Source organism: Algoriphagus limi, from assembly GCF_024919275.1.
GTDB classification, from domain to species: Bacteria; Bacteroidota; Bacteroidia; order Cytophagales; family Cyclobacteriaceae; genus Algoriphagus; species Algoriphagus limi.
On record NZ_JANWGH010000002.1, the window covers coordinates 445,696 to 457,881 of the forward strand.

At 40.7% G+C, this 12,186-nt stretch carries 12 protein-coding genes; 3 read left to right on the plus strand and 9 right to left on the minus strand.

Features of this window, described 5'->3' with window-relative positions; translation table 11 throughout:
- Nucleotides 1–22: 22 nt before the first annotated feature.
- From NY014_RS10280 to NY014_RS10320, 8 genes are all read right to left on the minus strand, one after another.
- Nucleotides 23–439 (minus strand): cytochrome c maturation protein CcmE domain-containing protein, encoded by a 417-nt coding sequence (locus NY014_RS10280; RefSeq protein ID WP_259414499.1) that lies wholly within the window; start codon nucleotides 437–439, stop codon nucleotides 23–25.
- Between the two features lies 1 nt (nucleotide 440).
- Nucleotides 441–689 (minus strand): CcmD family protein, encoded by a 249-nt coding sequence (locus tag NY014_RS10285; RefSeq protein WP_259414500.1) that lies wholly within the window; start codon nucleotides 687–689, stop codon nucleotides 441–443.
- 2 nt (nucleotides 690–691) lie between these two features.
- Nucleotides 692–1,393 carry a cytochrome c biogenesis protein CcsA gene (ccsA, locus tag NY014_RS10290; RefSeq protein WP_494337113.1) on the minus strand — a complete coding sequence of 234 codons (702 nt, stop codon included), beginning with the start codon at nucleotides 1,391–1,393 and terminating at the stop codon, nucleotides 692–694.
- A gap of 96 nt (nucleotides 1,394–1,489) precedes the next feature.
- Nucleotides 1,490–2,818, minus strand: a complete 1,329-nt coding sequence (locus NY014_RS10295; RefSeq protein ID WP_259414502.1) for a dicarboxylate/amino acid:cation symporter — start codon at nucleotides 2,816–2,818, stop codon at nucleotides 1,490–1,492.
- 9 nt (nucleotides 2,819–2,827) lie between these two features.
- The gene (aroC, locus tag NY014_RS10300; protein ID WP_259414503.1) at nucleotides 2,828–3,913 is read right to left on the minus strand and encodes a chorismate synthase; all 1,086 of its coding nucleotides are present in this window, start codon (nucleotides 3,911–3,913) and stop codon (nucleotides 2,828–2,830) included.
- Entirely contained in the window at nucleotides 3,913–5,361 is a 1,449-nt protein-coding gene (locus NY014_RS10305; RefSeq protein ID WP_259414504.1) for a BatD family protein, read from the minus strand. Before NY014_RS10305 ends, aroC begins: the two co-directional genes overlap by 1 nt.
- A gap of 405 nt (nucleotides 5,362–5,766) precedes the next feature.
- Nucleotides 5,767–6,996, minus strand: a complete 1,230-nt coding sequence (locus tag NY014_RS10315; protein WP_259414506.1) for an ammonium transporter — start codon at nucleotides 6,994–6,996, stop codon at nucleotides 5,767–5,769.
- Nucleotides 6,997–7,027: 31 nt separating this feature from the next.
- Nucleotides 7,028–7,366: a P-II family nitrogen regulator gene (locus NY014_RS10320; protein ID WP_259414507.1), complete on the minus strand. Its 339-nt coding sequence runs from the start codon at nucleotides 7,364–7,366 to the stop codon at nucleotides 7,028–7,030.
- A gap of 283 nt (nucleotides 7,367–7,649) precedes the next feature.
- On the opposite strand from NY014_RS10320, the gene NY014_RS10325 reads away from it, so the two are divergent.
- Together NY014_RS10325 and NY014_RS10330 are read left to right on the plus strand one after the other, a co-directional pair.
- The gene (locus NY014_RS10325; protein ID WP_259414508.1) at nucleotides 7,650–8,552 is read left to right on the plus strand and encodes a nucleotidyltransferase family protein; all 903 of its coding nucleotides are present in this window, start codon (nucleotides 7,650–7,652) and stop codon (nucleotides 8,550–8,552) included.
- Nucleotides 8,553–8,917: 365 nt separating this feature from the next.
- Entirely contained in the window at nucleotides 8,918–9,628 is a 711-nt protein-coding gene (locus NY014_RS10330; protein WP_259414509.1) for a hypothetical protein, read from the plus strand.
- Between the two features lie 250 nt (nucleotides 9,629–9,878).
- Here NY014_RS10330 and recF read toward each other — a convergent pair whose 3' ends face one another.
- Nucleotides 9,879–10,985, minus strand: a complete 1,107-nt coding sequence (recF, locus tag NY014_RS10335; RefSeq protein WP_259414510.1) for a DNA replication/repair protein RecF — start codon at nucleotides 10,983–10,985, stop codon at nucleotides 9,879–9,881.
- Nucleotides 10,986–11,075: 90 nt separating this feature from the next.
- Here recF and pdhA point away from each other — a divergent pair, with 90 nt between their 5' ends.
- The gene (gene pdhA, locus NY014_RS10340; protein WP_135072382.1) at nucleotides 11,076–12,095 is read left to right on the plus strand and encodes a pyruvate dehydrogenase (acetyl-transferring) E1 component subunit alpha; all 1,020 of its coding nucleotides are present in this window, start codon (nucleotides 11,076–11,078) and stop codon (nucleotides 12,093–12,095) included.
- Nucleotides 12,096–12,186 lie beyond the last annotated feature (91 nt).

A 12,186-nucleotide genomic window follows, 5' to 3' on the forward strand; every position in this document is an offset into this window, starting at 1 on the left:
ATTATTGTCTATTGCTTCTGCCTCACATTCCTGCCGCCTGCACCTCTGTCTCCTGATATTTGGAAGGACACTTCATCAGGATTTTATCTGCGATAAATATTTCTTCGTTTTTATAGGAACCAATCACCACAACGGATTCTGAACGGGTAAAATCAGCTGGAACAGGTTCGTTGTAGAATACTTCCTGCTCTGTTCCGTCATTATCCACTAAGATAAATGTGAAAGAAGTTTTATCCTCTCGCACATTCAAACCGACTACCTCACCAGAATCACTTTTTTTCAATTGACCAACCACGTGAATGGCTTTGTCGTCTCCAGACTGTTTCATTTCCAAAGCAGTCTCAAAAGTTTCATAACTCGAGGCATCACCGATTGAAGTCATAATTATGATGATAGCAATGGCGATTATTCCGATTCCGACTAGATGTCCTTTTTTCATGTTACTTCTGAGTAGTAATTGATTTTTCGATTTTGGTGATCTTTCGCTCAGTACTTACGAGGTAAACCGTAATTCCGGTGAATATAATTCCAATTATTCCAACCAAAACGTAGATTTTGCCATCAGCACGCATCCGATCAGCCATTTCTACGGTATTATTTCCATAATCAGCTTCAGTTACAGGAATTTTTTCCTGAGCCAAAACGGTCAAGCTGACCAAAAGCAATACAAGGGTGATTAGTTTTTTCATTGTTAGGAATTGATCAGTTGATCTTCAAGTACCCGTTGAACCCTACGCATTCTGACACGAACAGTTGCTATCCAAGCCCCAAAAAGTGTCCATCCGATTATGGCCGGATAAAACACCATCCGAAGCTTTGAGTCCAAATCATAAGCATTAAAACCTGGATTGCCTCCATTTCCTGGATGCAAACTGTCTGTCAAACGAGGTAATACAAAGATCAATGGGATAAAGGCAGCAAAAGCAAATATGTTATAAATCGCTCCGATGCGGGCTCGTTGCTGTACATCAGTAAGAGAATTTCGTAAGATCAAATAGGCAAAATACATCAGCAAACCTATCGCAGAAGCATTCTGCTTTGGATCTCCGCTCCAATAATCTCCCCAGGTAAATTTTGCCCAAAGCATACCAGTAGAAATCCCCAATACACCAAACAAAATTGCTGCATTGGTAAATTCAATTGCCATATCATCGTGCTGCAAGTCATTGCTCCGCAAGTATCGGAAACTGTAATACACCGACACCATCAACATCAGAATCATTCCAAACCACATTGTCACGTGGAAATGCAATGCACGAATGGTTTCATTGAGAATTGGAAGTCGGGGAACATCCATCAGTAGCCCCGCCACGATTGTGTAGAGCAAAAGGACTACAGCCAGTATTTTCCACCAGGATTGGCGCATAGGGTCATTTGGCTTTTTCGATTGCAAAAATAAGTCATAAGTTTCTTAAAACTTCGGATTTTATAAGAAAAGACAAAAGGCCAGACTGTTAACAGACTGGCCTTTCTGTATGATTTTCAATTATTAGAGATCAGGAGTAAGCGGATTGCTTTTTCGGATCAAACCTTCTGGCAATTCTCCTTCGGTACTGGCAACTGCAGTTGTCACCACCACATCACCTGTTACATTTACTACTGTTCGGAACATATCCAAAATCCTATCAGGCGCCATAATCAAGGCAATTCCTGCTGCCGGCACTCCGATTGATTCCAACACTACAATCAACATAATCAAACCTGCTCCTGGCACACCGGCAGATCCAATCGCTGCCAAAGTAGAGGTTAATACGATCATTAATTGCTGAGAAAAGCTCAATTCCATCCCCAAAGCCTGGGCAATAAATACCGCCGCCACACTTTGATACAGGCTCGTACCATTCATATTTATAGTGGCACCTAAAGGCAAGACGAAGCTGGAAATATTCTCAGACACGCCGATTTCTTCTTCGGCAATTTTCATCGTCACGGGAAGGGTAGCCGAACTACTTGAGGTAGAGAATGCTAATAATTGGGCAGGTCGAATGGCTCGGAAGAATTCGAAATAGGGAACTTTGGTAAAGGTCTTCAGCAATAGCGGATATACCACCAACATCATAAAGAACAAACCTCCCAATACAATCACACTATATTTCAACAATGCCATCAGCAAATCAATGGCAGAATCCGGATTGTCTCCTGCGATTTCCACAATCAAAGATGCCATCAAAGCAAACACCCCATAAGGTGCGATCAACATGATGTAATTCACGATCTGAATAATCAGGTCGTTGAAACCATCAAAGAAAGCGATAACCGGTTCAGCTTTCCTCTTAGGAATCTGAAGCAATGCAATCCCAGAAATGATAGCGAAGAACACGACCTGTAGCATAGCTGCATTGTCCGTAGTCGCTAAAAAGAAGTTTTGAGGAACCATGTCCACCAATGGCTGAAGCGGACTTTGCTCTTGAAACTTGGCAGCTGCATCTGCTCGCGTACTAACATCACCCTCATACAAGTTCATCAAGTTTTCCCGAGTCTCTACAGGAAGGCTTGTTCCAGGCTTGAAAAGATTTACCAAGGTCAAGCCAACAGAAATGGCGATAATGGTTGTAATTACGAAAGTGACAATGGTCTTTCCACCGATTCGGCTCAGTTTGGAAATGTCTCCCAAATTGGAAACCCCGATAATCAAGGACGCCAATACCAAAGGCATGGCAATCATTTTAAGGCCATTAATAAAGATGGTACCGACCGGTTTGATATAATCGATCGTGAATGAGCTTGGGATTGCAGTTTGAATGGAAACAAGACCAAAAATCAGGCCTAATACCAAGCCAATGATGATTTGCGTATGTAAAGGGATTTTCTTTAGCATGATGCGTTTTTAAATTTCAGCAAGTTTATTGCTTTTTGACAATAATAGGTAATCGGCTATGACTAAAGCCGCCATCGCTTCCACAATCGGTACAGCCCTAGGAACGACGCAAGGATCATGACGGCCCTTCCCTGAAACGGTCACTGCCTCCCCTGCCTCATTTACAGAATCTTGATCCTGCATGATGGTAGCTACAGGTTTAAATGCGACACGAAAATAAATATCTTCTCCATTTGAGATTCCTCCTTGGATTCCACCTGAATGATTGGTGGAGGTTCTGATTTGATCCCCTTCTTTTACAAATGCATCATTGTGCTGACTTCCTCGCATATTCACCCCTTCGAAGCCCGAGCCGTATTCAAAACCCTTAACGGCATTGATACTCAACATGGCCTTACCCAATTCGGCATGCAAGCGATCGAAAACAGGTTCTCCCAATCCAGGAGGGGTGTTTTTGATGACACAGGTAATGATGCCGCCGATCGTATCCCGTTCTTTTCGTACAGAGTCAATCAATTCGATCATTCGCTCTGCAGTCTCAGAATCAGGACATCGGACGATATTGTCTTCGGCTTTATTCAGATCTAATTCTTGGTATGGCCTCTCCAGTTTCAAGCTCCCTACTTGTGAAACAAATGCTTGAACTGATATTCCTTTTTCTTGAAGCAACAGCTTTGCAATCGCACCTGCTGCCACTCGGGCTGCAGTTTCCCGTGCTGAACTTCTACCTCCACCTCGATAATCCCGAATTCCATATTTTTCGAAATAGGTAAAATCTGCATGTGAAGGGCGGAACTTATCGGCGATGTGAGAATAGTCTTTACTTTTTTGATCCGCATTTCGAATCACGATCCCAATAGGTGTTCCAGTACTTTTTCCTTCGAAAACCCCAGAAAGAATTTCTATTTCATCCTCCTCTTTTCGCTGAGTAGTAATCTTTGATTGGCCGGGTTTACGGCGTTGCATTTCTGACTGAATGAAGGATTCGTCTATCGTAAGGCCTGCAGGACAGCCCTCTAGAATCACCCCCAAAGCGGGACCATGTGACTCACCAAAAGTGGTGATTTTGAAAAGTTTACCGAATGAATTTCCCATTATTTGTTTCGGATGATAAGCACTGACAAGAGGATTACTGTCAACAGTAAAAGGATGTTTATAGCCGTGCCAAAATAGTATTTATATCGCTCGTTTGAAAACTTATTATCCTCAGCTCCGATCCGATCATAGATTCCTCCCAAGCGCTGATTAGAAATCGCTTGATTCGTTTTGCTTTCTCCCACCACCTGAATTTTCGCCGATGGCCGCAAGGTATCATAGACGGCCTGAACAGGATCAAAATAAATCCATTCGAAATGATTGCCAAGGTCGACCTCACCCGGTTCGTTTAACGTGATGTAGTAAGAATATTCCTTGATACCGGAAACCCGACCATAGCCACGGTTAATCTGTTGCCGCACATTTGGGTCGTAAGTATTCAAACTTCCCCCGCTAATCAGTCTAGGTTGGGAAATGGAATTGATATTACCTACTCCGCTTATTCCGAAATTATAATTGAAGCCCTGCCCTGTTTCTACCTCAAGATTGGAGATATTTTCCCGCAACTGGAACTGACCGACAGCTACTTCATTTCGCAAGGGATGAGGAGGAAGTGGCTTCACCTTAATAGTTTTCGGTGATGAATAAAAAGTCTTAAAATCTTCTTGTCTATTGGAACCAAAGAAACTCGGGTTTCTAGCTACGCGATATTTGATCATCTCCCAAGGAATGCTCGGAATCTCGATCGTCCCTTCCGAGAAAGGGAAAAATGTCGCCTCATATACTTTATAACGAACCCAACGCTTTCCATTGATGGTGACTTGCTCTGGTTCGATATTGGTAATATTGTAATTTTCCTCCCATGCCTGGGTAGGTTTGATTTTTTTCAATACATCATCCAACTGCTCTCCCGGCTTATAGAAATTGAAAGGAGCCTGATTATTTTCAGACATGTAGAAAGCTAAGGCAACCGTAAATCCTTCCCGGGCATAAATTTCCTCCTTATCAACAGTCACCGAGAAAAATGCCTCATCATCCAATTCAATGTATTCTGGCTCTTCCTGCGTCCTTCCAAAAAAGTCTGAGAACGGATCAAAAAACCCTCCTCCTGAACTCTGTTGGTTGCTTACAGCATCTCCTACAGTGATTTCTTTCCCCTGAAAATCGAATTGATTTCCATTAATTGTAATAGAGAAAGCAGGAAGCGTAAAGGTACCTTTACGGGTCGGCTTATAGTATTGAATGATACTATTTGAGCTGGTCACCTGTCCATTGATCACGTTCATTGAAGAGGATTGAGAGATACCCTGTTTCTGAAAACTAGGGATATCCGGGAATTGATCGTAGGACTTGATTTTTTCGTTGGCCACACTTATTTTGATGGTGAAAGTTTCGTTGAGCCCGATTTGGTCAGGTCCCAATTCCACCTCCACTTGCTGGGCCAACACATTCCCTGCAAAAATGGAAAACCAGCATACCAAAATAGAAGTGATCAGCGTTTTAGACATGGTTGCGAAATTAAGGATATTTCAATTTCTCGAACGTCAATTTTACGTAACTATGAGGATATTGTCTCCGTATGGTTACTTAAAATCAGTTAAAATAAACCCTAAACTCTAGATCTTATGATAGAATACGTGAAGACCATTTTGCAAAAGGTGAGCTTCTCAAAGTATCTTTTTGAGAAGGAGCTGCGAAAGGGCCTGAGACTTATTTTACCAAATGAGTTGAAGGAATTTAGAGACTGGTGCTATAAAATGTTCAAAAAGGTTCATTTAGCCATACTGGATCGGTACTTTCAACCGGCCCTCTAAAATTCAATCCCGCCTCACCCGGCGGGATTTTTTTTGATATAAAAAAAGCGAAGGGCTATCACCCTCCGCTTATTGTGGTTGATTGGTGGTTATATTTATTTAATCTTTACTAGCAAAATCCGGGTAGGCTCTCATACCATGTTCATTGATATCCAAACCTTCCACTTCCTCCCGCTCATCCACTCGAATACCAACCGTTTTCTTCAAGGTATAGAAAATCAACCCTGAAAACAGCACACAGAAGAATCCTACAGCCGCTACTCCGAGCAACTGTGAGTAAAACTGACCCCAGCCTGCCAAGTCTCCGAATATTCCTACAGCCAATGTCCCCCAAACTCCACCTACAAGGTGAACAGAAATGGCACCTACAGGATCATCAATTTTGACTTTATCAAAGAAGACTACTGCAAAAACGATCAAACCGCCAGCGATAAAACCAATGATGGCAGATTCTCCTACTCCCATTTGATCAGCACCTGCTGTGATTCCTACCAAGCCTGCCAAAATACCATTGAGAACCATGGTAATATCATAGGACTTGAATTTCAGATAAGAAAAAATCAATGCACCAAAAGCTCCCGCTGAAGCAGCGATAGAAGTGGTTACAAATACTTTGGATACAGCTCCAGGGCTCGCACTGAGTACTGAGCCTCCGTTAAACCCAAACCAACCGAACCAAAGGAGAAATACCCCAAAAGTCGCTAATGGAAGATTATGGCCAGGAATAGCGCTCATTCCACGTTCGGTATATTTCCCAATTCTAGGTCCAAGCAAGAATGCTCCTACCAATGCTCCCCAACCACCCACAGAGTGGACAATCGTAGAACCTGCAAAATCATAAAATGGAGTGTCCAGGGTATTCAAAAATCCTCCACCCCATTTCCACATCCCTACAATAGGATAACAAATAGCTACATAAAGCACTGAAAAGAAAATGAATGGTCCCAATTTGATTCGTTCAGCTACAGCTCCGGAAACAATCGTAGCAGCGGTAGCCGCAAACATGGCCTGAAAGATGAAATCCGTGAAATAGGTATAGCCTTCATTGTAATTGGAGCTATCCCAACCTTCCGGTAAGCTCAATCCAAATCCGGCAAAGCCGAAAACGGAACCTTCAAATCCAGCTCCCGGATACATTAAATTAAATCCTACCAGTGCATAGGTCAAAAGACCAATGGCCGGGATAATGGTATTTTTAAAGAGAATGTTGACTGTATTTTTTGCTCGCGTCAGTCCGGCTTCCAGACTGGCAAAGCCCAAGTGCATAATGAAGACCAGAATCGTGGCCACCATCATCCACAGGTTATTGATGGTAAATAAATCTTGCATAGGTTTGAGAGGTTCTTTTAAAATGAATAAATCAAAGCGCGCTTTCTCCAGTATCGTTGTTTCGGATTCGATAAGCCTCCAAGACGTCGAAGACAAAGATTTTCCCGTCTCCTATTTCACCGGTTTTTCCTTCAGAAAGAATGCATTGGATCACTGAATCCTTCAATTCATCAGGAACCACAATTTCCAATTTGGTGCGTGGGATGTATGCTGGTTCATAAGCAACTCCACGGTACATTTCCTGACGCGCATGTTCAAAACCCATCCCTTTGATCTCATAAAATGAGAGGAATTTGACTCCCAATCCAGAGAGGCAAGTATGGATTTGTTCGAAGCGGGAGGTTCGAATAATCGCTTCAATTTTTTTCATTTTTACAATAGGTTTTAGGAATCGTTGAGAATTTGGCATGAAAGTAATTCAAAAATTGAACAAAAATCAAAACCTAGTCTAAAAAATATCCTATATGGGAATTTTTTTTGCAAATTTTCCAGATTTAAGGGTTTCAAACGACCCTAAATTCAATTTCAAGACAAGTTTTTTTAAGATTTAGGATAAAAATCACTCCGCATGCTGAAAATTAGATTTGAAACCATCCTTGTGCCTGCCGGCATTTCGATTAATTTTGCAGCGTTTTTATAAGAAATACAGGAACATGACTCAAAAACCAACTTTATTAGTTTTAGCTGCCGGAATGGGAAGTCGCTATGGTGGAAACAAACAAATTGATGGCTTTGGCCCAAATGGGGAGACCATCCTCGAATACTCGATTTTTGATGCCATCCGTGCCGGATTCGGGAAAGTTGTTTTTATCGTTCGTGAAGAAATTTTAGATGTAGCCAAAGAAAAATTCCTTCCAAAGCTGGAGGGAAAAATTGAAGTAGATTGGGTTATTCAGTCTTTGGAAAGCTTTGTTCCTGAAGAATACAAACAAGCTGATCGTAAAAAGCCTTTTGGAACTGCTCATGCGGTGCTTTGTGCAAAGGATGTTATCAAAGAGCCTTTTGCAGTAATTAATGCTGATGATTTTTATGGCAAGGAAGCATTTCAAGTTTTAGGAAAATTCCTTTCAGCAGAAGTCAAACCAGACCTACATGCCATGGTGGGTTATGCAATTCAAAATGTGCTTTCTGAAAACGGAACAGTAAGCCGTGGGGTGTGCAAAACCAATGAAAAAGGTCAATTGATTGGAATGACTGAACGTACCTCTATCGCTCGCGAAGGAGACAAAATTGTCAGCCGTGGGGAAGGAGAAATTATTGAGATTCCGGAAGACACACCTGTGTCCATGAATTTTTGGGGCTTCCATCCAGCAGTTTTTTCAGATATTGAACAGATGTGGATGGAATTTCTTCCAGCCAACCTAGAAAACCTTAAATCAGAGTTTTATATCCCAACTGTCGCAAATAATTTAATTCAATCTGGAAAAGCCGCCTTTGAAATTCTTCCAGGTGGCAAAACTTGGTTTGGAGTGACCTACACTGAAGACAAACCAGTGGTGATTGAAGCTTTGAAAAAATTACATGAAAGCGGAGAATACCCGGAAAATTTGTGGTAATCATTTAAAGAGGCTTCGGCCTCTTTTTTATTGCTCCGGATTTACTTTTCCATTTTCCACTCCAAAGAAATAAACCTCCGAGTCCAGTTGACTCAAGATACCCCGGGATCGCTCCTATAGGACATTGGTGAGAAAGATCTACCTGAAGGTGTGTCGAGGGTAATTTTTTAGACTTGAACGAAAAAATATTTTATATTTTATTCCATTGATTTTCAATGTTTTAAAAAAATTTTTTCGTGAAACTTAAAATTTATTTTTGTTTTTATTTATATTTTTAGTAGGTTAATACCTAAATACTACATCAAACCTATTTTTTTCACTGTTTTTTGTTGTCTTAGTTTGTTTAATATAAAATTTTCAAAATCATGAAAACGTTTAATTCTTTGATTTTTTTGCTTCTAACGGGACTTCTAGGTTGTTCCATACATGAAGATAATCATATTGAACTTTCAAATAAAGTCAAATTACTCTCTGAGAGATATGGTTTTAGAGCAGAAAGTGTCAATGATTTTAAAAACCCAGAAAACGAAACAATTCAGTTAACAATAAAAGAATTTGAGTATTTCTTAAAATATCGAAAGCAGACTCACTCTAATATTGAAAAATCTAAAATAGATTTTTCGGAGATAATGAAAATTCTTGAAAGAAATAATATCTCTATTCCCCAACAAACACTTGAGTCTTTTCGGAAAAATTCTAGTACAACTCCAAATAATAAAATTTTATGCCTTCATAATGCCCATACCGTATCTGCTCGTGTACCTGCTATGGTGCTTCCTGGTCAAGATTTAAATGGAGTTAAAATAACTTTAGCTGTTGGAAACGGCAATTTGAATAGTCATTCATTCTCAATGTACGGTATTTATCCTTTCATGGGTGTAAGAGGAACCACTGTTAATCCAGTAAATCCTGATTCTTGGCCCTTAACGAATACCTATGTTTTTCAAGTTGAATATACGGTGACATTTAACCTTTGGATTGATGGTGCACCTTTTACAAATTATGAAACTTACTATATTCGAATGAGGATTGATGGATGTACAGGTTCCGTATCTTGGTTCTATGCCCAACCCTAAAAGGAAATCATTATGGAAAACTATATCGATAGCTACATTTATCTATTCGTTGTATCAATATTTTTTTTGGTACTACTAGCGCTTATTTTGATAATCTTATACAAGGGCTGGAAAATTTTAAAAAAACTGTTTTCTAGTTCATCCAACACTAGCAGAACTAAAGAAAATTCTCATTTCGGTTAAATAAGGCAAGGTATTCGAAAGTTGAAATAATTTGTGGTAATCATTTAAAGAGGCTTCGGCCTCTTTTTTATTGCTCCGGATTTACTTTTCCATTTTCCACTCCAAAGAAATAAACCTCCGAGTCCAACTGGGTTAAAATGGAATGAGAGCGCTCCGGCCGAGCATCCGTCAAAAAAATCTGTCCAAAAGTATGCTTGGAAATTAATTGCATCATCTGAGCGATTCGTGAATCATCCAATTTGTCGAAAATATCATCTAATAAGAGCAAGGGCTTCTCTCCTTTCACCTGCTCGAAGATTTGAAACTGAGCCAGTTTCAGAGCGATGATAAAAGACTTTTGTTGACCCTGGCTTCCGATTTTTCGGATAGGATGTTTACCAATTAGAAAATTGTAATCGTCTTTATGAATACCAGCATTGGAATTCTTAGTGATAAAATCCTTTTTCCGAAGATCCAGAAAGTAGTCTGCAAAATCCTCCCTTAAGGCCTCGGTATCATATTGTACACTTACTTTTTCCTGTCCTTGGGAAATCTCCTTATAATGCTCCTGAAGCATAGGAGCTAATTCTGACATCAACTCACTTCGCCTTTTGGCTAACACCTGACTCAGCCGAATCATTTCCTGATCATAGCTTCCCAATAGCGTTAAATCCCTTCTACCCGTCTCAGCAAACTGCTTTAAAAGCGCATTCCGCTGCTTCAAGAAATGATGGTATCGAATAAGATCAGATAAGTAACTTTTATCCATTTGGGACAACAGCCCATCGAAGAATTTTCGGCGGCCTTCACTTCCACCTTTTATTAATTCCGTATCATCCGGAGCAATTAAAACCAGGGGGATCAGCCCCACATGTTCAGAAGTCTTGTCCAAAACCTTTCCATTTTGCCAGATTTGCTTCTTTTTTCCTAACTCAAAGGTGCAGCGAACTTCCAGTGGTTTTTGGTTAATCTCAAAAAGCCCTTTAATCGCGAAAAAATCATGTTCGTGCTGTACATTAAGGGAATCACTGGACTGAACCGCACTTTTTGTAAGAGATAGATAATGGATTCCATCAAGGATATTGGTTTTTCCACTTCCATTTAATCCTGTGAAGGAATTGATTTGAGGGGAAAAGTCCAGCCGGTTTTTCTCATGGTTTTTAAATTGTAAGAGTTCCAGGGACTTTAGATACATGCGGTTCAGGAATAATTTTGGTGGCAGCCTGATTTTTAGGAGAGGTTGGTTATATTTGGGGCCTAAATTAGCATATTTTGAATTTACGATATGGCAAAGAGAACCACAGCAAATAAGTCCAAAGTAAAGTATTCCAAGGAAACTTACGCCTACTGGTACGAAAGCATGCTTTTGATGAGGAGGTTTGAGGAAAAAGCAGGCCAGCTTTATGGCCAGCAGAAAATCCGTGGCTTTTGCCACCTCTATATCGGACAAGAAGCTTGCGCTGCAGGTGCAATTACTGCCTTGGATAAGGACGACAAGTGGATCACTGCATACCGGGATCACGGTCATCCGCTAGGCTTGGGAACAGACCCGGGAGCCATCATGGCTGAATTGTATGGCAAAGCCACTGGTACTACTAAAGGTAAGGGTGGTTCCATGCACATTTTTGATAAAGAGAGAAACTTCATGGGCGGTCACGGCATCGTAGGTGCTCAGGTTCCTATGGGCTTGGGAATTGGCTTTGCTGAAAAATATAAGGGAACCAAAAACCTTTGTATCTGTCACATGGGTGATGGTGCCGTTCGTCAAGGTGCAGTTCACGAAGCTTTCAACTTGGCTATGTTGTACAAGACTCCAGTTATTTTCGTGATCGAAAATAATGGCTATGCAATGGGTACTTCTGTAGCGCGTACTTCAAATGTGACAGAGCTTTACAAAATTGGAGATGCATACGACATGCCTTCCTTCCCTGTAGATGGAATGAATGTAGAAGCTGTTCACGAGGCCGTAGCTGAAGCTGCAGAAAGAGCAAGAAGAGGAGATGGTCCGACCCTATTGGAATTCCGAACTTATCGATACAAAGGACACTCAATGTCTGACCCTCAAAAATACCGAACTAAGGAAGAAGTAGAGGAATACAAGAAGAAAGACCCTATCGAGCAAGTCCTTAAAACTATTCAGGATAATAAAATATTGACTGAAGAAGAAATCGAGGCAATCAATGCAAAGGTGAAAAAACAAGTAGCTGATGCCGTTAAATTTGCTGAGGAATCTCCTTGGCCTGATGGAATGGATGCCTTCAAGGATGTATATGTCCAAGAAGACTATCCTTTCGTCATGGAATAAGCACAAAATATTGAAGACCCAAAGCCATGATTTCATGTGACTTCATGGCTTTTTTATTGGGCTTTGTGTAAATCATAAAAACTGTATATTT